At 50.3% G+C, this 18,746-nt stretch carries 20 protein-coding genes; all 20 read right to left on the bottom strand.

The window, feature by feature from the left end; all coding sequences use genetic code 11:
- Positions 1-3 precede the first annotated feature (3 nt).
- The 20 genes from K7397_RS04780 to fliM all read right to left on the bottom strand — a co-directional run bounded on the left by K7397_RS04780 (position 4) and on the right by fliM (position 18,728).
- Positions 4-330 (bottom strand): hypothetical protein, encoded by a 327-nt coding sequence (locus tag K7397_RS04780; RefSeq protein WP_223066798.1) that lies wholly within the window; start codon positions 328-330, stop codon positions 4-6.
- Between the two features lie 81 nt (positions 331-411).
- On the bottom strand, positions 412-1,818 hold the full coding sequence (locus tag K7397_RS04775) for a DUF342 domain-containing protein (RefSeq protein ID WP_223066797.1): 1,407 nt from the start codon (positions 1,816-1,818) through the stop codon (positions 412-414).
- 41 nt (positions 1,819-1,859) lie between these two features.
- Positions 1,860-2,648, bottom strand: a complete 789-nt coding sequence (locus K7397_RS04770; protein ID WP_223066796.1) for a FliA/WhiG family RNA polymerase sigma factor — start codon at positions 2,646-2,648, stop codon at positions 1,860-1,862.
- 15 nt (positions 2,649-2,663) lie between these two features.
- A complete protein-coding gene (locus tag K7397_RS04765) occupies positions 2,664-3,089 on the bottom strand; it encodes a hypothetical protein (protein WP_223066795.1) in 426 nt (141 codons plus the stop codon).
- Positions 3,090-3,091: 2 nt separating this feature from the next.
- The gene (locus K7397_RS04760; protein WP_223066794.1) at positions 3,092-3,589 is read right to left on the bottom strand and encodes a chemotaxis protein CheD; all 498 of its coding nucleotides are present in this window, start codon (positions 3,587-3,589) and stop codon (positions 3,092-3,094) included.
- Entirely contained in the window at positions 3,582-4,175 is a 594-nt protein-coding gene (locus tag K7397_RS04755; RefSeq protein WP_223066850.1) for a chemotaxis protein CheC, read from the bottom strand. Before K7397_RS04755 ends, K7397_RS04760 begins: the two co-directional genes overlap by 8 nt.
- A gap of 38 nt (positions 4,176-4,213) precedes the next feature.
- Positions 4,214-4,675, bottom strand: a complete 462-nt coding sequence (locus K7397_RS04750) for a chemotaxis protein CheW (RefSeq protein ID WP_223066793.1) — start codon at positions 4,673-4,675, stop codon at positions 4,214-4,216.
- 56 nt (positions 4,676-4,731) lie between these two features.
- The gene (locus K7397_RS04745; protein ID WP_223066792.1) at positions 4,732-6,822 is read right to left on the bottom strand and encodes a chemotaxis protein CheA; all 2,091 of its coding nucleotides are present in this window, start codon (positions 6,820-6,822) and stop codon (positions 4,732-4,734) included.
- A gap of 30 nt (positions 6,823-6,852) precedes the next feature.
- Positions 6,853-8,187, bottom strand: a complete 1,335-nt coding sequence (locus K7397_RS04740; protein ID WP_223066791.1) for a protein-glutamate methylesterase/protein-glutamine glutaminase — start codon at positions 8,185-8,187, stop codon at positions 6,853-6,855.
- 26 nt (positions 8,188-8,213) lie between these two features.
- Positions 8,214-9,104, bottom strand: a complete 891-nt coding sequence (locus K7397_RS04735; protein WP_223066790.1) for a MinD/ParA family protein — start codon at positions 9,102-9,104, stop codon at positions 8,214-8,216.
- Positions 9,101-10,609 carry a flagellar biosynthesis GTPase FlhF gene (gene flhF, locus K7397_RS04730; protein ID WP_223066789.1) on the bottom strand — a complete coding sequence of 503 codons (1,509 nt, stop codon included), beginning with the start codon at positions 10,607-10,609 and terminating at the stop codon, positions 9,101-9,103. Before flhF ends, K7397_RS04735 begins: the two co-directional genes overlap by 4 nt.
- The gene (gene flhA / locus K7397_RS04725; protein WP_223066788.1) at positions 10,606-12,639 is read right to left on the bottom strand and encodes a flagellar biosynthesis protein FlhA; all 2,034 of its coding nucleotides are present in this window, start codon (positions 12,637-12,639) and stop codon (positions 10,606-10,608) included. Before flhA ends, flhF begins: the two co-directional genes overlap by 4 nt.
- A gap of 23 nt (positions 12,640-12,662) precedes the next feature.
- Positions 12,663-13,751, bottom strand: coding sequence for a flagellar biosynthesis protein FlhB (gene flhB, locus K7397_RS04720; protein WP_223066787.1), 1,089 nt, complete (start codon positions 13,749-13,751; stop codon positions 12,663-12,665).
- A 23-nt stretch (positions 13,752-13,774) separates the two neighbouring features.
- Positions 13,775-14,557, bottom strand: a complete 783-nt coding sequence (fliR, locus tag K7397_RS04715) for a flagellar biosynthetic protein FliR (RefSeq protein ID WP_223066786.1) — start codon at positions 14,555-14,557, stop codon at positions 13,775-13,777.
- Between the two features lie 12 nt (positions 14,558-14,569).
- Positions 14,570-14,839 (bottom strand): flagellar biosynthesis protein FliQ, encoded by a 270-nt coding sequence (fliQ, locus tag K7397_RS04710; RefSeq protein WP_223066785.1) that lies wholly within the window; start codon positions 14,837-14,839, stop codon positions 14,570-14,572.
- Positions 14,840-14,888: 49 nt separating this feature from the next.
- A complete protein-coding gene (fliP, locus tag K7397_RS04705) occupies positions 14,889-15,644 on the bottom strand; it encodes a flagellar type III secretion system pore protein FliP (RefSeq protein WP_223066784.1) in 756 nt (251 codons plus the stop codon).
- Positions 15,641-16,159 (bottom strand): flagellar biosynthetic protein FliO, encoded by a 519-nt coding sequence (locus tag K7397_RS04700; protein WP_223066783.1) that lies wholly within the window; start codon positions 16,157-16,159, stop codon positions 15,641-15,643. Before K7397_RS04700 ends, fliP begins: the two co-directional genes overlap by 4 nt.
- 12 nt (positions 16,160-16,171) lie before the next feature.
- The gene (locus K7397_RS04695; protein WP_223066782.1) at positions 16,172-16,537 is read right to left on the bottom strand and encodes a response regulator; all 366 of its coding nucleotides are present in this window, start codon (positions 16,535-16,537) and stop codon (positions 16,172-16,174) included.
- Between the two features lie 27 nt (positions 16,538-16,564).
- A complete protein-coding gene (gene fliY, locus K7397_RS04690; RefSeq protein ID WP_223066781.1) occupies positions 16,565-17,740 on the bottom strand; it encodes a flagellar motor switch phosphatase FliY in 1,176 nt (391 codons plus the stop codon).
- Positions 17,730-18,728, bottom strand: a complete 999-nt coding sequence (gene fliM, locus K7397_RS04685) for a flagellar motor switch protein FliM (protein WP_223066780.1) — start codon at positions 18,726-18,728, stop codon at positions 17,730-17,732. Before fliM ends, fliY begins: the two co-directional genes overlap by 11 nt.
- Positions 18,729-18,746 lie beyond the last annotated feature (18 nt).

Below are 18,746 nucleotides of genomic sequence, written 5' to 3'. Positions count from 1 at the left end.
AATTTATAAAGAAAAATCGATATGCTTCCCTTTGAACGGATGTTCTGCCGGGTGGCTTTGATTCGGATGGTCGGACCGCTCCTGACGGCGGCCCCCACGCTGATGACCCTGATTGCCAGAAGAGGATTGCTTCGCTTCCTCCCTTACTTCGGGTTGGGAAGACTCGTCAACCTGATTGCTCCGCATCCTTTGCTGTTCGCTGCTTCTGATGTTCTGTCCGGCCAATTGCTGCTGGTCCAGCTGCGGCCTGGATTGTTGGTCCTGATGAATACGGCTGGCTTCGCTTGTACGCGGTACCGCAATTTGTAATTCAACCGGTTTTAAATCCATCCGGGTTCCCCCCATTTCAGGCAGAAGTTGAATACGCCTCTGGTGATTAGCTCCGAATCTAAACGATCTCCATGCTTTCTGCTATACATAAGCCGACATAGAGATGTCTCCTTCACTATAATAAAAAGAAATGTGAGACACCGGATCCTTAATAAATCTCGTGTATCTTCCGATTACTATCTTAGAGCCGCCGTAAATGGTTTTAATGACCTTTACCTTGGCCTTTCCCGTGTCCTCCAGCGTCTTCTCAATTTCGAGAATGCGCTCCTTCATCGTATCCAGTTCTCTTAAGGACGATTTCTTCGAAAGCGTTAGTCTCGATCTCATCGCCAGTTTGTCTTGGGAAAGCTTTCCTTGCGAGGCAAGCTGGTCCATCAGCACAAGCGCTTTTTCCGTTTTATCCAGGCCGCTCATCATCTCCTTGAGATGCGTTCTAAGCGTGGCAAGCTCATTGCGAAGCTCCGGCAGAACGCCGACTTCAATCACGGTTGCCGTAGACATCGGATTCCCGATGGTTCTTGCCGTAACGGTTTCTCCGGCCTGAACGTGACCGCCCACGATCAGCCCCTTGGCTCCATTGCACAAGACGTCTTTACCTGCCCTGACACTGGAATGCATAATGCTTTGGGAGACGATAACATCGGCTCCGGCCTCCACGTTGCCATCCTGAATAAACGAGCTTTTCACATTGCAGCCGGCCTTCACCAGACCTTTATTGTAGCCGATAATTCCACCCATAATTTCAATCGAGCCTCCGGCTTCCAGCGAGGCGCCTTCTACTCCGCCGGTTACCCGAATATCGCCGGCTGCCATTATTTTAAACCCCGTAAGGACTTGGCCCCGGATAATGACGGTGCCGACAAAATTGATATTTCCAATGCTGTAGTCCACATTGCCATTAATCTCATAAACGGGAAACACATTGAGCTTGCCTTTGTCCGTGACCGTCACGAGCCCGTCAATGGCTGCATACATCGCCGTTTCTTCACCGATGACTATAACATTTTTACCGACTTTAAACCGCGCTTCCTTGCCCGCCTTGCATGGAATTTCCTGGCCTGTGACAGCTGTTCCCGATCGGCCCGGCAGCGCCGGTTCACGGGTTGCAATGAGCTGTCCTTTTTTTACGTTGTTCAAACGGGTAATGTCTTTATAATCTACTTTGCCGTCCTCGGTCTCCCGGGGATGCGGCCCTTTATTGTTCAAGTCGAAAGCGAGTACGATCTTGCCGTCCCGCCCGTGCTCGGGCTTCTCGCCGTAAGCGATCGGAGTTCGGCTGCGGGCGTATTCGATCGGATTCTGGGCAAATCGCCGAACGGTATCTTGCTGAATGCCGTATTTGATCCCATTAGCTTTCAAATAACGCAAGAGCTGCTCTTCACTGCAGCCAAAGTCATCATCCGTCTTTTCAAATTCGAGATAAGCGACCATTTTGTCTTCTGAAACTGTAATGCGTACTAGTTTTTCAAGAGCTTCCGGCTGCTTCATCAATCATTTCTCCTCCCAGGAACCCGCTATGAGCGCTGCTTCTAATCCTCCTGCATTAATAAATTTCGATTTTTCTCCAGTGTGGCTCGAAGACGCAAAATTGCTTTGGAATGGAGTTGTGAAATACGCGATGGAGACAAAGACATGACCTCGGCAATTTCACTAAGCGATAGATCTTCATAATATAATAATGAGACAACGGTACGTTCTTTCTCCGTCAGCTTCTCGATTCCTTTAGTTAATGATTCACGCAAATAAAATTCACGAACTTTATAATCGGGATTTTTGGCTTTATCATCAATCAGCATGGACATCCGTGTCTCGGATTCTTCCTCCCGGATCGGATCTTCCAATGAGCAGAGAGTCATAACCGCAACTTCCTGAAGCATCTGCTGGAATTCTTTCTCCGAAACGTTCAGATAAAGACTCATTTCCTCATCGGTTACAGTACGCAAATACTTTTGCTCCAGCTTTTGGTACCCTTCTTCAATTTTTTTGGCTTTCTCACGGACGGAACGGGGAACCCAGTCCCCTTGGCGAAGACCGTCCAGAATAGCGCCTCTGACTCTCCATGAGGCATAAGTTTCAAACTGAAGGCCTCTTTTGTAGTCAAATTTCTCCACGGCGTCAATAAGCCCCATAACACCGTTGCTAAAAAGATCGTCCTTGGATATATTTCTTGGCAGACCTACGGCGAGACGGCCGGAAACATAATCCACAATATTCAGATATTTCTCGATCAGCGCTTTTTTTGCCTCCAGGTCTCCTTGTTCCTTCCAGCTCTCCCAAAGATCGGCATAGCTGAGAGGAGAATTTTTTCGCTCACTCACTTAACCTCACCCTCTCTATTCTTCTGTCAGGTGACGGACAGCCTTGGCCAACTCCTCAGGATTCCGGTCGGTCGTTTTAACCAGACGCGGCGGATTCAAAGGTTCAAAAACTGCCGGCCCCTGATCGGCTGGACTCGCTTGTTCAGAGGGCTTTAGCAAATCGCTTATTGCCTCGCTTTCATCGGGTGTTGTCAAATCAACCCGGCTGCCGATTTCTTCGGCTCCCTGCTTCCGAGAAATCTCTTGCTCCTTGGAAGACGGGTTCGTAAACGGCAGACTTATAATCCACCGAATCGCAAAGGCGAGCAGAAACCAGATTACAAAGGCAATCAAGCTGCGGATTAAAGAAGTCATCAATAAATTATGAGCTGAGGAAACGATAAACGTCAGAATAAAACCAATGCCGCCAAACAACCAGTTAAAATGTATTTTACCTGCCATAGCTACAATTCCTTTATCCCCATTTGTACACTGCGTACGAATAAAATGCCCGTTTCACAATCTAGTTCGATCGTTCTGCCGTAACTTCCGCCGGTATCTTCACCCGTTAGAGGTATCCCCAATTCTTCGAGGCAAGCCTTGCAGGACTCAACGTTTCGAGGGCCAATCCGCATCGTATCTCCGCCGCCGGCGAACGCAAACATCTGAGATCCGCCGGCCATTTTGGCCACAAGCCGACCGGGAGAAGCACCTGATTGTACAAGCTGCTCATAGAGAGCCGGCACCGCCGTGTCCGCATATTTCGCCACATTCAGAGTGCCTTCCCTGGCAATATCGGAAGAAGGGAGCATCACATGGACCATTCCGGCAAGTCTGAGCTTCGGATCAAAAAGGGTGAGGCCCACACAGGAGCCAAGTCCCGTGGTCCGTATCAATCCCTGTGAGCGAATCGTTCCCATTTCCGCCATTCCAACTTTTACAACATGCTGCTCATCAATCATAGTCAGTGGGTACTCCCAGAGCGGTAAATATTTTCTCAAAAGAATCAGGATCCGGAATCAGGAAAAATTGCCCCTCCACCTCATGCTTACCCTCAATAAATGTAGTATCGATGAGAAGAGCGTCATTCCCCATTTGCCCGAATTGCAAAAGTCCATAGCTCAAAATTGCTCCGGCCATGTCCATGGCAATGGCGGGTACGGTAGGACTCATAGAAAGCTGCGTAAAATCCGCGAGCGAAGACAGATAAGAGCCCGCGAGTATATTGCCGATCTCGGAAATGGCCGACCATTCCATCTCGGAGAAGCTGTCGCCTTCCGCGATTTCAATCGCAGCCAGCCGGCCTAGCAGCTTCTTGGCAGCTTCCGGAGATAAAATAAAGAACAGATTGCCCGGAACATCGCCTTCCACCCGAAAAAAAACAGCGACTACAATATTCTCCGCGCCTCCTACGCTATCGGCAATTTCCCCGAATGGAAGCAGCTGGACTTTAGGAACGGCCATATCGATAGGTTTGTCCAGCAAACGTGAAAGGGCGGTAGCGGCGTTGCCCGCGCCGATATTTCCGACCTCTTTGAGCACGTCCATTTTAAATTCTGCAAACCCTCTGAAAAGTTCCACCAAGATCAGCCCTCAATACTTTCAAGTTGAATGATTTCGCTTTTATTCAGAACTTCGGACAAATTAAGCATAATCAAAAGGCGCTCTTCCGAAATCCGGGCAACACCGTCTAAATATTTGGCCTTGATTCCTCCCACTACTTCAGGAGGCGTATCGATGGAATCGGTATCCAGATCGATGACGTCATTCGCCGAATCCACGATAAAGCCAACCTCCATGTCAGAGGCCGATACGATAATGATCCGGGTCTGATCGGTAAGTTCTGTTTCCGGCAATCCAAACCGGCCGCGAAGATCGATCACAGGAATGACCACGCCCCGCAAATTCACTACCCCTTTAACAAAAGCATAGGTTTTAGGTACACGGGTAATCGGCAGCATCCGCTCGATCGTTTGGACTTTGTCAACGTCGATCCCGTATTCTTCTGTACCAAGCTTAAACACGATCACTTTCATTTCCTGTCCCATGGATAACTCCTCCTTAAATTGTTCTTAAGACTGTTCCTAAATCAATCTATGACCAGCTATTTGATAAAAGCGTTGGGATCAATAATCAGCGCGACCTGGCCGTCGCCAAGAATCGTGCCCCCCGCAACTCCCTGAATGGAAGGCAGATATTTGCCAAGGTTCTTGATTACAATCTCGCTCTGTCCAATGAAGTCCTCAACGGTCAGCGCGGCTATGCGGTCTCCCTTGCGAATGACGACAATCTCCGATTCTTCTTCGCTTTCTTCATCAAAGCCGGGAATAGAGAAAATCTGTTTTAGCGACAGAAGCGGGATGTTCGAATTACGGTAAGGAATCATTTTGTAGCCGTGAACTTCACGAATCTGCGACCTCTTGAGCAAACCGGTTTCTACGATGGAGGAGAGAGGGATTGCATACTTTTCATCGCCTACCTTGATCAGCATCGCCGAAATGATGGACAAGGTAAGCGGAAGCTGCACCGAAAATTTGGAGCCTTGGCCGAGCGTAGAGGTCACATGAACGGTCCCGCCCAGAGATTCAATCTTCGATTTCACGACATCCAGCCCGACGCCGCGCCCGGAAATATCGGAAATTTTCTCCGCCGTGCTGAAGCCGGGAGCAAACAACAGCAAAGCAATTTCGTCATCGCTCATGCCGCTTGCCTGTTCCTTGGTCAGGATGCCGTTCTTGATCGCCTTGGCGGCCACCTTCTCCCGGTCAATGCCATGACCGTCATCCACGATTTCAATGAACACGTGATTTCCGCTGTGAAAAGCCTTCAGATTGATGGTTCCCGTTTCAGGCTTGCCGGCTGCGATACGTTCGCTAGTGGTTTCAACCCCGTGGTCCACGGCATTGCGAAGCAAATGCACAAGCGGATCGCCGATTTCATCAATAACCGTCCGGTCCAGCTCGGTCTCGGCCCCTGTAATGACAAGATCAATTTTCTTGTCGAGCGATTTGGACAAATCACGCACCATTCTCGGAAACCGGTTAAAAACAGTATCTACCGGTACCATTCGCAGCTTGAGCACAATGTTCTGCAGGTCGTTGCCGACGCGGGCCATATGCTCAACGGCTTCCGTCAGCTCGCTGCGCTTAATCTCGCTCGCAAGCTGCTCCATCCTTACCCGGTCAATTAACAGCTCGCTGAACAAATTCATCAGTGCGTCAAGGCGTTCAATGTCAACCCGAATGGTACGGGAAGGAACGGGAGTTCCTGTACCATGCCGCTTTGCAGGAGCTTTGTCCTGTGCCGAACCTTTGGGCGCAGCTGCTTTCGCCGGGGCAGAAGCGGCTGAAGAAGCAGCGGCAGGTGCTTCAGGCGCCTCAGACGCAGCAGCCGCTTGCTTGCTCGCCGAAGCTGTAAGCTGTCCCAACGACTCCTGGCCCGCCGGAATCACTTTGGCGGTTGCGATTTCGGAAACATTCATAATCATGCTTTCAAGATCCGCCGAATCTTTCTGTGTTATGTAATACAGTGCAAAACTGGTATCGAATTTCTCCTGCTCGATCTCTTGAACGGTAGGCGAGGACTTCACAATCTCACCGAAGCGTTCAAGAAGATCAAAAACCATATAGGCGCGCACGGCTTTTAATTGACAATCTTCACGAATCGAAACTTCAATATAATGGACCTTATGGCCTTCCGCCAAGGACTGCTCCAGTACGGATTGCTGAAACTCGTCCAGCTCGATCGCCGTTTTGGGCGCTTCTCCGGTAGAACCCGAAGCAGCCGCGGAATCCGCCTTGCCCGCCCCCGGCTTCTCTCCACGGACAATGGCCTGTAGCGAGTCTACGATAGCTGCAACATCCGCCTTGCCTTCCCCGCCTTGCGTAATGTCCAGCACCATCGACTGCAGAGCATCCAGACTCTTGAATAGCGTGTCGAAAATATAATCCTGCATTTTCAGCTTGTCATTGCGCACCAAATCGAGCACATTCTCCATTTGGTGCGTCAATGATGCCAAATCTTCAAATCCCATCGTTGCCGCCATGCCTTTTAGCGTGTGGGCAGAACGGAATATAACCTGTACGATTGCAATATCTTCCGGATTGTCTTCCAGCTGCAGCATGTTTTCATTCAAGGACTGCAGGTGATCGTTAGACTCATCAATAAACATGGATAAATATTGATTCATGTCCATGGTGAGGCACCTCCTCCAAGGGATCAGTTCTTATTTCACAATTTGTGCAAGCTTCGGCGCAATTTCATGGAGCGGCAAAATATCATGCACACAGCCGAGTTCTACCGCTGAACGAGGCATTCCATAAACAACGCAGCTCTCCTCGCTCTCCGCTATCGTGGACGTTACTCCCTGATCATAGAGCTGCTTCATCGCTTTGGCTCCGTCACTTCCCATGCCCGTAAGGAGCACCGCATGGATGTGCAATGATTCTAAAGTTAGCAATGACTCATACATAACGTCCACAGATGGCCTGTGCCCGTTTCGCAGCTCATCGCTCCTCAGGCTGATGCGGCAGATGCCGTCCTCCCCTTGCGTAATCCGGGTATGCTTGCCGCCGGGAGCAATGTAGGCCGTCCCCTTGTCAAGCGCCATGCCCTGCTCGGCTTCTACAACCGTCAAAGGGCTCAGGCTGTTCAGACGCTGGGCCAGCGACTTGGTAAAGCTGGGCGGCATATGCTGCACAATGACGATCGGCGCCGGAAAGTTACCCGGCAGCGATTCGAGCAGCACCTTGAGCGCCTTCGGCCCGCCCGTGGAGCAGCCCACTGCCACGATGTGCTGAAAGCGGCCCGGGACTGCCGCGGGCTTAGGGTTGTTTGCGGCCGGCGGCTGAGCAACCGCCGGCGGCACGGCTATTGCTGCCGCATCCTCCGAAGCGGAAGGCCGGGCGGCCTTCCGCTCACGGGGCCGCTTTGCGGCAGGGGACACAGGCGCTTTGCCGCGCTTCGGCGGAACCGGCCCCGCCGGTTCCTTCCAGACGCCCGGCGGCGGCGCCTTGCTCTCGGCGGAGGCTTTGCGCCCCGCCGCGGCTATGCCCGGAGCCGGTTTTCCCAAGCCGGCTCCGGGCAGGGGCTGCGGAAGCGCCGAAGGCTCTTCCGCCTGCTTCTTCAGCGCCTCTTCGCGTGCAGCGCGCCGCTGCCTGCTGGCCATCGCGGCCTGAATCTGAAGGCGAAGAACCCTTCCGATCTCATCAATGCCCTGAGAGCCCGCTGAAATTGAAGGCTTCCGGATAAAGTCAAACGCGCCAAGCTCGAGCGCCATGATCGTTTCGCGCATCCCCTGCTCGTTAATGCCCGAGAGCATAATCACCGGAACCGGATGCTCCTTCATGATGCTGCGGAGAGCTTCAAGGCCATTCATCTCCGGCATCTCGATATCCATAGTCACCAGATCCGGCGACAGCTCTTTAATCAGCTCCAAAGCCTCACTGCCGTTCGCAGCGGTTCTTTCGACCCAAAAGGCAGGGTCCTGTTCAATCAAATCGGTAATAATCTTGCGCATAAAAGGCGAATCATCGACTACCAAGATCCGATAAGGTTTCACTTGCGCACCTCTGTTCTTGTGAAGAATCATTTAGTTCGCAGCAGCCATTTCTGTAAAAATCCCCTGATTCCCGTCAAAGCACCTTCCTGTTTAACCTCGCTCTCCTCGGCCAAAGTCCGGGCAATCTGCCGAATGTCCCGCGAAGCGGCACAATGAGGATAAGCGATCGTGAACGGAATCTGCCTTTTTACCGAATTCATGACGTAAGCCTCGTCCCTTATATAGCCAAGAAGAGCTATTTCCATATTCAGAAACCTTCGTGCAGCCAGCTTAATTTTGTCAGCCACGAACCGGGCTTCTTTCTCATCCGCCACCCGATTGATCATGAGTTTGAACTTTACATCCGGGCGGGAGCCGCTGACCACCTTGATCAGCGCATATGCATCCGTGATCGACGTGGGCTCCGGCGTTGTAACGACAAAGCATTCATCCGCGGCTGCAATAAATTGGAATGTTTCCTTGGAAAGACCTGCACCGGTATCAAATAAAATGTAGTCCATTTCTGCGGCGATTTCTTCGATTTGCCCGGTAAAATAGTGTAAATCCTGATCCGACAGAGTAAACAGTTCAGTCAGGCCGGAGCCGCCCGCAATAAAGGGAAGCCCCCCTTCCCCATACTCTATAATCTCTGAAACGGTCTTTTCTCTCTTCAGCAGATGGTACAGGCTGTACTTGGGTCTGACGCCCATAAGCACATCAATATTAGCCATCCCGATGTCAGCGTCAAACAGCAGTACCTTTTTGCCGTAAGTTTTGAGCGATAGAGCCAAATTTAAAGTGAAGTTGGATTTTCCAACCCCGCCCTTCCCGCTGCTTACCGTAATGATTTTGGCAGTACACTGCGAACGTCCAGCTTCCGGTTGCGGCTGCTCCATCGACTGGATCATCGCTCTCAGAGATTCTGCCTGGTCTTTCATGAAGGAGCAACTCCGAGAAGCTCGTTCACCAAAAGTTCGCTGTTTGCGCTGATTAGATCATCCGGAACGGTCTGGCCGTTCGTGAGAAACATAAGCTGAAGCGGATACTCGAACAGCAGATTAAACATGGAGCCGAAGCTTTCCGTTTCATCCAGCTTTGTGAAAATAACCTTGTCCAGGCCGTATTTGGAGAAATGCTCCGTGATGAGCCGCATATCCGATGATTTGGACGTCAGACTAAGCACAAGGCAGGTTTCGCTTTGCTCTCTCAGCGTCAGCAGGCTGTGAAGCTCCGCTACGTACAATTCATTCAAATAATTTCGCCCGGCGGTGTCCACAAAAACAAGATCACATTCCTCAAGCCGCGAAACCGCCCGCTTCATGTCGCCTGGCGACTGCACCACTTCCAGCGGAACATTCAAAATGGAGGCGTAGGTTCTAAGCTGCTCGACAGCCGAAATCCGGTATGTATCGGCGGTTATAAAGCCTACTTTTTTGTGCTTGCGAAAAATCTGGTCCGCGGCCATTTTAGCGATCGTTGTTGTTTTGCCTACGCCTGTCGGACCTGCGACATAAACCATTCTTGTATTTTCGGCAATTTCTTCGGAAATGCGGCCGTCCAGAAAATGCTCCAATTCGGACCTGACAGCCTGCACCAATTCCTGATCGCCCAGCGTTTCCCCGGATTTCTTCCATTTCTCGTAGGCCGGCTCGATCCAGCTTTCAGCCAGCCTTGAATCCACATCCTGCTGCTTGAACTGCTCAAGCAGCGTTTGAAGCGGATCGGGAAGAGTCCGTTCATTTCGCTGCTGGCGCGCAAGCTCGCTGATCATCGACCTCATTTGGCGAATATCTTCTTTCAGACTTTCACTATACGGGGGTTCGGCGCCTTCGGCCGGCCGCTGCCGTTCCGATCCGCGAATGGATGGAACCATCGGCTTGTCCATGGCTTCATCCGAAGCCTGGGGGACCGCCTCTCCTGCAGATGCCGATTCAAATGCCGACTTTAGCGCACGGGAGAGTTCGGCAGCCTTCGTTTCCTCCAAGTTCTGCCTATCCGCTGACGGCTGAACTGCCTTCACTTCTTCATTCAGGCCTGAAAGCAGTTCGGTTGTTCGCCGGTAAGCCTGGGGAACCGAGCGCCTCCCAGCAAGCACCGGCCTGTCTGGCGCCTGCTGACCGTTTCTTTCCCCAGGCGCTGTACGAGCTGCTGCGGATTGTGCCAGCAAGGCGGCAACTGCCGGATGATTCGAGGCGGGACTGCTTGGCTTGCCGCTAGCCGGAACCGGCTGCGGCGTGGATTTGATCGCTGTAGAACCGGGGTGATCCGTTTCCAACGACTCAACGGCGGCGATAACCTCCAACTTCACTTGGCCGAACATGCCTAGAAATCCGCCAACCTTCACCTTTTTGTTGCTCAGAATGACCGCATCGCTGCCCAGATCTTTTCGAATCTTGACCATCGCGTCAGGCATGGAATCCACGATATACCGTTTTACTCTCATAGATTGACCACTCCCACGCTCTGAATCTCTACATTTGGTTCAAGCTCGCTATAGGAAAGTACGGGCACATCCTGCATCGTTCTTTCCATCACCTGTCTCAGGTACATGCGGATCGTCGGCGAAGTCAGCACGATCGGCTGCTGGCCGGCTTGAATGAGCCGGTTAATTTGTTCGCTCAGCTTCTGAAATACAGTTTGCGTCGATACCGGATCGAGGGCTACATAACTGCCTTGATCGGTTTGCTGAACACTTTCCGCTATTTTCTTCTCCAGGGCAGGACCAACCGTAATGACCTGCATCGTTTCGCCCTCGTGCGTAAACTGCTGGGTGATTTGACGCGACAAGGCCTGACGGACGTATTCGGTCAGCACTTCCGGATCCTTCGTATAGCTGCCGTAATCGGCAAGCGTCTCGAAAATGGTAACCATATCGCGAATCGATATTTTCTCGCGCAGCAGCTTGGCCAGAACCTTCTGAACATCGCCAATGGACAGCACCGACGGAATAAGATCGTCCACGAGAGCCGGATAGCTTTCCCGAAGATTGTCGATAAGCGCCTTGGTCTCTTGTCTTCCAAGCAATTCATGCGCATGCTTCTTGATCGTTTCCGTCAAATGAGTAGCTACAACGGACGGCGGGTCTACAACGGTATATCCTGCCATCTCCGCACGTTCCTTGGTCGCTTCATCAATCCACAAGGCGGGAAGTCCGAAAGCCGGCTCCACCGTGTCGATTCCTGTAATGGATTCATCATCAAATCCCGGGCTCATGGCCAAATAGTGATTAAGTAATAATTCCCCGCGTCCTACCGTATTTCCTTTAATTTTCATGACGTATTCGTTCGGTTTTAGTTGAATATTGTCGCGAATGCGGATGACCGGGACGACGAGGCCCAGTTCGAGCGCGCACTGCCTCCGGATCATAATAATCCGGTCGAGCAGGTCGCCGCCCTGCGAAGTATCCGCGAGCGGGATCAGCCCGTATCCGAACTCAAATTCAATCGGGTCAACCTGAAGCAGGTTGATCACACTTTCAGGGCTGCGCACTTCCTCGATCTGCTGTTCCTCCTCCTGCTGTTCCTGCTCAAGCGCTTTGCGGTTCATATTGGTCTGCATTCTGCGGGCGGCAAAAACAAGCAGCGCCGCAAGCGGCAGGGTCGCAAAAATACCGATCGGCGTAAACAGCCCCAGCAGGGCAAGCATGCCGGCAACAATATATATCAGCCTTGGATAGGCAAAAAGCTGGCCGGTAATATCTTCGGCGAGATTCCCTTCGGAAGAAGCGCGGGTGACAATTAAACCTGCCGATGTCGATATCAGGAGGGCTGGAATCTGGCTGACCAGTCCGTCCCCGATCGTCAGCAAGGAATAGGTCGAGATGGCATCCATAAAGCTCATCCCCCGCATCGACATGCCAATAATGAATCCGCCGATCAGATTGATGAACAAGATGATGATCGAAGCAATGGCATCTCCCTTTACAAATTTGCTCGCCCCGTCCATGGCCCCGTAGAAATCGGCTTCTCGTTCGATTTTTGTCCGGCGGTCCCGTGCCTGCTGTTCATTGATGAGTCCGGCGTTAAGGTCCGCGTCGATGCTCATCTGTTTGCCGGGCATCGCGTCCAGGGTAAACCTCGCCGCGACTTCGGCAACGCGTTCAGAGCCTCTGGTGATGACAATAAACTGGACAACGACCAGAATCAGAAAGACGATGAACCCGATGACCGGCTGTCCCTGAGAGATCCAGCTGCCAAAGGTATGAACTACACTCCCCGCATCGGCTTCTCCCAAAATAAGCTTTGTCGTGGAGATATTCAGCGCCAGGCGGAACAGCGTCGTAATCAGCAGTATCGCCGGAAATATCGAAAACTGAAGTGCTTCCTTCGTATTCATGGCAACGAGCAGAATCATCATTGCCAAGGAAATGTTAATAACGAGAAGGATACTTAGCAGCCATGTCGGGATCGGAAGAACCATCATCAGGACGATGCCGATAATCCCTACCAATATGGAAACATCTTTTAATTTCATTCGTATCGCCTCCGATCCCACATTTATTTCACTCTGCCTTTCAATTTATATACGTAAGCCAAAACCTCGGCCACGGCCTGGAACAAATCGGCCGGTATCGAATCCCCGATTTCCGTTCTATGGAACAATGCCCTGGCGAGCGGCTTGTTTTCCATCGTAATGACCCCGTGCTCCTTGGCAATGTCCTTGATTCGGAGCGCAACGTAATCCTGACCTTTTGCGATTACCTGCGGAGCATCCATCTCATTGCCGTCATATTTAAGCGCAACGGCAAAATGCGTTGGGTTCGTAATAATGACATCCGCTTTAGGAATTTCCTGCATCATCCGCTGCAGCGCCATCCTGCGTTGGCGTTCACGGATTTTACCCTTGATCAGCGGATCGCCTTCCATTTTTTTATACTCGTCTTTAATATCCTGCTTGCTCATCCGCAGGCTCTTGGAATGGGAATAACGCTGATACATATAATCGGCCGCCGCCAGAATCAGCAGGGCTGCGCCTATTTTCAGTCCCAGCTCCATCGTCAGCTTGGCGGTATAAGAAAACGTCCGTTCAACGGCCATATGACCCATTTTGGAAATTTCGCTTTGCGCCCCCGATATGGTGGTATATACCACCACAGCGATGACCAGCAGCTTGAAGATAGACTTTAGCATCTCAACGAGCGAACGCATCGAGACAATATTTTTAAACCCTTTTATCGGATCTATCTTGCTGAACTTCAGTTTGAGCGGTTCGCCGGTCAGCAGGAAGCCCACCTGGATGTAGTTGGATAACAGCGCCATGATGATGACGACGGCGAAAATCGGCGCCAGCATAATCGCAATCTGGATGGCGGCGCTGCCGAACAGGTTTATCACATTTTCCATCGTAATTTCAGAAGTCAATCTATGTAGAAAAAAATCTTTGAACAAGGCGACCAAACGCTCTTTATAGAAGCCTCCAAACATCATCAGCGCAAGAAACGAGGAAAGCAACACCAATGCTCCGGGGATCTCGTTACTTTTGGCAACCTGCCCCTTTTTGCGGGCCTCCTGCCTTTTCTTCGGTGTTGCTTTTTCCGTCTTCTCTTCGGCAAACAGCTGAAGGTCGAGTTCATAACGCAGCGCCACGACAATTCCTTCCTTTCTTAGGCTCAGGGCCTGCTCCCAAGCGTTCCAAGCAGATTCTCCAGCGCCCTGAACAGCAGTTCAAACAGCTGTTGAAAGGCATACACCATACTGGACATAAACACCAGCAGCAGCACAAGCCCAACGAGAATCTTCAGCGGAATGCCGATGACAAAGATATTGAACTGCGGTGCCGTCTTTGCCAGAAAGCCTAAAGCGACATCTGTAAGGAACAGGGCAACAATCAAAGGCGCAGCCATTTGAAAAGCGAGCATGAATGCTTGACCGAAGGCGCGGATCAAAAATTCGCTTAAGTCTCCGTGGTAGATCCGGTTAAATACGTCATTCGAAAGCGGAATCCACTGATAGCTTCTGAGGACCGCTTCCAGCAAATAATGGTGGCCGTTCATCCCCAGGAAAAAAAGAGATGCGATTGAATACTTAAAGTTGCCGGTTACCGGCGCCGAAGCACCTGTCATGGGATCAAATACGTTGGCCATCCCAAATCCGATCTGAATATCGATAAACGAACCGGCCATCGTAATGACGGAAAACATAAGCGTAGCTACGTATCCCATGAGAAGTCCGATTAATACCTCCCGGATGATCAGGACGATGTAAGTCAGATCGGACGGAGCCGTCTGTGTTGTCCCGTACACCAGGAAAATGATAAGCGCAACAATGCCGGAAAAACCGATTTTAAATATGTTCGGCACCGTTCGAGCCGAAAAGACAGGCGAGACAACAAAAAAAGCAGTAATTCGACAAAAAATAAGCAGAAAAATAGTAAAACCCTGCATGATATCCATGAATGACCGTTCCTAACCGATATATTGGGACAAGTTGTTCAAAATACCGTATGTAAAATCCACCAAGGTAGTCAACATCCACGGTCCAAACAGCAGCAGAGCCAAAAGTACAGCCACGATCTTTGGAACAAAAGCAAGCGTTTGTTCCTGAATCTGTGTTGTTGCTTGAAATATGCTGATGACAAGCCCGACGACTAAAGCAATGATCAGCATTGGTGCACTGACTTTTAATACCGTATAAACGGCCTGTCCGGCTAATCCGATCACAAATTGCGAGCTCATAACCGTCCCTCCAGTTTTAATTCGTCTTCAAGTATGAACCTCACTATACTCAAGTTGCGCCAAAGCTCTGCAGCAACGATTTCACAACCAGATACCAGCCGTCAACCAGAACAAACAGCAGGATTTTAAATGGCAGGGAAATCATGACCGGAGGAAGCATCATCATCCCCATCGCCATCAGCGTGCTCGAGACTACAATATCGATGATCAGAAAAGGAATATAGATCATAAAGCCCATTTGAAATGCAGTCTTCAATTCGCTGATCGCATACGCCGGTACTAGCACCGTAATCGGGATATCTTCATAGCTTTTTGGCTTCTCGGTCTTGGTATAGCTCAGGAATAGCTGAAGATCTTTGTTCCGCGTATGGGAATACATGAACTTTTTCATCGGAACAGCCGCTTTTTCGAGCGCCTGCGTTTGGCTGATCTGACCCTTCAGATAAGGCTGCAGCGCCACCTTATTTACATCGGACAACGTTGGACTCATCACGAACAGAGTCATAAACAGAGCGAGCCCGATCAGCACCTGATTGGGAGGCGTCGTCTGTGTGCCGAGCGAGCTTCTTACAAATCCAAGCACAACAACGATCCGCGTAAAACTTGTCATCAGTACCAAAATAGCGGGCGCCACACTCAGCACCGTTACCAGCAGCAGAATGGAAAGCGAGCTAGTGCTCGGCTTTCCTCCCGAATCTCCGACCTGGATGTTAACGTTCGGAATCGGATCGGCCGCAGCCGCCGTTACCGAGAAAACGCTGAAAAGCATCAGCAGCAATGCAATCATAACAAGCTTTTTTTTCATGAGTCCCTCAACCGATCTGTAGATTGTTCCTCCTGCAGGATCTCTTTGACCTGCTGTTTCCGATTCGGCAGCTTTCTCAGCTTTGACTCAAATACCTCGTGAAAAGCGGCTTCGTCTATTTCTTCCTCCACAGGAGGGTCTTCTTTCCGAAAGCGGGAGGTAATGGCCGAAACGATGGAAGACAGCTTCGAGAAATCGGCAGCCCCTTCTTCAAAATTCCCGATCAGCAGAGCTGCCTCTGCCGGATCCGTGATTTTGTCAATAAGCGTAACGTCATCACCTACACCCACGATATAAATACTTCCGCCGATATCCAGCACTTGAAGCGACTTGCTCGGACCAAGTCCTACCGCAACAAGCGTGCGAATGGAGCGGCTTTTGGACATGGCGTGATTCCGATTTCCCAGGAAACGGATCAGAAGTACGATAAGAACAATGATGACCGCCAGGACAACAATAACCGTAATGATATTTCCAACCGAGCTTGAATAGTCTGGCGCTGGCTGTTCCGTCATAATATATCAGTCCTAAACTCCGAGCGTTTTGTTAATGGCTTCAATAACCCGGTCGGATTGGAACGGCTTCACGATAAAGTCCTTGGCGCCTGCTTGAATGGCATCGATAACCATGGCCTGCTGGCCCATCGCCGAGCACATGATGACTTTTGCCGCGTTATCGATCTTTTTGATTTCTTTCAATGCTGCAATTCCGTCCATTTCAGGCATCGTTATATCCATCGTAATGAGGTCCGGACGGAGTTCCTTATATTTTTCAATTGCCTGCGCCCCATCCTGCGCTTCGCCTACAACCTCAAATCCGTTTTTTGTCAAAATATCTCGGATCATCATTCTCATAAATGCTGCATCGTCTACAATCAAAATTCGGTTTGCCATGGATAATAGTCCCTCCTGAGATCTTCTCTATTGTAAATTTTGAATTCGGTCCCATTGGCTAACGATATCGGTAACGCGAACGCCAAAGTTCTCATCGATAACGACAACTTCGCCTTTGGCGATCAGTTTGTTATTTACCAGAATATCTACAGGTTCACCTGCCAGCTTGTCCAGCTCGATAATTGAACCTTGAGACAATTCCAGGATATCCTTAATTTGCTTCTGGGTTCTACCTAATTCTACGGTGACTTTAAGGGGTATGTCCATTAATAAGTTCAAATTATTTTCATCGATCTGATCAAAGGCCGGTGCCTGCAAATTAGAGAACTGAACTGGCTGTACGTTAACGTTTCGGCCAGCAGCGGCTCCGTAATGCTGAGGGTGTGCGTAGCCCTGTCCGGGCGACGTCATAGCCGGATTGTAATTGTTGTGCTGCTGCAGAGCCTGGGCCATAGGCACTGAAGTCTCGGCAGAGAGAGCCGGAGCTTCCAAGGCTGCCGCTGCTTCGCTCGAAGCAGCTGACGTCTCCGATGTTCCGCCGATGAGGCTTTTAACCATTTCTTTGGCAAACTGCACCGGAAGAAGCTGCATGATCGTTGAATCAATCAAATTTCCAATCGTCAGGCGGAACGATATTTTGATCAGCGTTTCATCGGGCGGAAGGTTCGAAATTCCATCTCCGCTCTGTATATTCAGAATATCAATGGCCGGTGGCGAAATGTTCACGAATCGGTTAAAGATCGTGGACATGGAAGTTGCAGACGAACCCATCATTTGATTCATTGCTTCTTGCACGGCGCTAATATGAATTTCATTAAGCTCTTCATCTGCCGGGTTTCCTTCTCCGCCGAGCATCAGATCAGCTATAACCTGAGCATCCCGCTTCTTGATGACAAGAGAGTTGATCCCTTGAAAACCATCTACATAAGTTACATGCACAGCTACATGCGGCTTTGGAAACTCCGATTCAAAGTTGGAGCGTTTTATAATGGAAACTCTCGGCGTGGTGATATCCACTTTTTTACTGAGCAAAGCAGAGAGGGCCGTTGCCGCGCTGCCGAAAGTGATATTTCCAATCTCGCCTAAAGCATCTTGTTCAAGCGGAGTCAAATAATCGTTAACTGTCGGTTCAGGCGTTTCCTGGCCTGCCTGTTTCAAGAGGGCATCGATCTCTTCCTGGGACAAATAATCTTTACTCGTCAAGTTCTTCAACTCCTTCACTGACAATCTCATCAATTTGAACGGCAACCCGATCCTTGATCGTACCCGGACTGCCTGTATACTTCAGTCTTTCCCCTACACGGATCGAAAGGCCATCATTTACCGGCTTATTCAGAGAAATGACATCTCCGGCCGTAAGGCCAAGAAATTCACGGATCGTGAGCCTGGACTCCCCAAGCTCGGCTACGATCGGAAGCTTGGCTTTGCTGACTCTTGCTTGCAGGGCGTCTACTTCCTCCGGCGCTCTCGATTTCTTCTGGGATACAAACCAGTGGTGAACAGAGAGCTTTGGCATTATAGGTTCTATGACGACATGCGGGATACAAAGATTGATCATCCCGGATGTGTCCCCGATTTTTGTACTGAGCGAAATAAGTGCAATCGTTTCATTCGGCGATACGATCTGCATAAACTGCGGATTTGTTTCCAGCGCTTCCATTCTCGGCGAAATATCGATTACCGTTTTCCACGCTTCCTGCAAACTTTCAAAGGCACGGCTGAAAATTCTCTCCATTATAATCGTTTCAATTTCGGTCAGAGAATTGATTTTGGAAGGAGCTGTGCCCGTTCCTCCGAGCAGCCTGTCCAGCATGGCATAAGCTACATTAGGATGAACTTCCAGTACCATTCTTCCTTCAAGCGGTTCAGCTTCGAAAATATTAAGGATCGTCATTTTAGGAATGGATCTGATAAATTCGTCGTAAGGCAATTGTTCAACCTGGACGACATTAATTTGAACAAAAGTCCGAAGCTGTGCCGAGAAGTAGGTAGTGAGATAACGTGCAAAGTTCTCATGAATTCTTGTCAAGCTGCGGATATGATCCTTCGAGAACCGGACCGCACGCTTGAAATCATATGAACGGATTTTTCTTTGCGTATCTTCCTTCTTCAATTCCTCGGCATCCATTTCACCGGAAGACAGCGCGGCCAGCAGCGCATCGATTTCATTCTGTGATAATACATCTACCAAAATATCTCACCCCCTTCA

This window comes from Paenibacillus caui (assembly GCF_019904135.1).
Classification (GTDB): domain Bacteria; phylum Bacillota; class Bacilli; order Paenibacillales; family Paenibacillaceae; genus Fontibacillus; species Fontibacillus caui.
Note: the sequence above shows the minus strand (reverse complement) of the source record. Positions and strands in the feature narration are given on the sequence as shown.

Excerpts from the sequence above, each read along its gene's own strand:
- K7397_RS04780 (WP_223066798.1), bottom strand. The coding sequence starts at position 330 with ATGGATTTAAAACCGGTTGAATTACAAATTGCGGTACCGCGTACAAGC.
- K7397_RS04775 (WP_223066797.1), bottom strand. The coding sequence starts at position 1,818 with ATGAAGCAGCCGGAAGCTCTTGAAAAACTAGTACGCATTACAGTTTCA.
- K7397_RS04765 (WP_223066795.1), bottom strand. The coding sequence starts at position 3,089 with ATGGCAGGTAAAATACATTTTAACTGGTTGTTTGGCGGCATTGGTTTT.
- K7397_RS04760 (WP_223066794.1), bottom strand. The coding sequence starts at position 3,589 with ATGATTGATGAGCAGCATGTTGTAAAAGTTGGAATGGCGGAAATGGGA.
- K7397_RS04755 (WP_223066850.1), bottom strand. The coding sequence starts at position 4,175 with ATGGACGTGCTCAAAGAGGTCGGAAATATCGGCGCGGGCAACGCCGCT.
- K7397_RS04750 (WP_223066793.1), bottom strand. The coding sequence starts at position 4,675 with ATGGGACAGGAAATGAAAGTGATCGTGTTTAAGCTTGGTACAGAAGAA.
- K7397_RS04745 (WP_223066792.1), bottom strand. The coding sequence starts at position 6,822 with ATGGACATGAATCAATATTTATCCATGTTTATTGATGAGTCTAACGAT.
- K7397_RS04735 (WP_223066790.1), bottom strand. The coding sequence starts at position 9,104 with ATGAAAGACCAGGCAGAATCTCTGAGAGCGATGATCCAGTCGATGGAG.
- flhF (WP_223066789.1), bottom strand. The coding sequence starts at position 10,609 with ATGAGAGTAAAACGGTATATCGTGGATTCCATGCCTGACGCGATGGTC.
- flhA (WP_223066788.1), bottom strand. The coding sequence starts at position 12,639 with ATGAAATTAAAAGATGTTTCCATATTGGTAGGGATTATCGGCATCGTC.
- fliR (WP_223066786.1), bottom strand. The coding sequence starts at position 14,557 with ATGGATATCATGCAGGGTTTTACTATTTTTCTGCTTATTTTTTGTCGA.
- fliQ (WP_223066785.1), bottom strand. The coding sequence starts at position 14,839 with ATGAGCTCGCAATTTGTGATCGGATTAGCCGGACAGGCCGTTTATACG.
- fliP (WP_223066784.1), bottom strand. The coding sequence starts at position 15,644 with ATGAAAAAAAAGCTTGTTATGATTGCATTGCTGCTGATGCTTTTCAGC.
- K7397_RS04700 (WP_223066783.1), bottom strand. The coding sequence starts at position 16,159 with ATGACGGAACAGCCAGCGCCAGACTATTCAAGCTCGGTTGGAAATATC.
- K7397_RS04695 (WP_223066782.1), bottom strand. The coding sequence starts at position 16,537 with ATGGCAAACCGAATTTTGATTGTAGACGATGCAGCATTTATGAGAATG.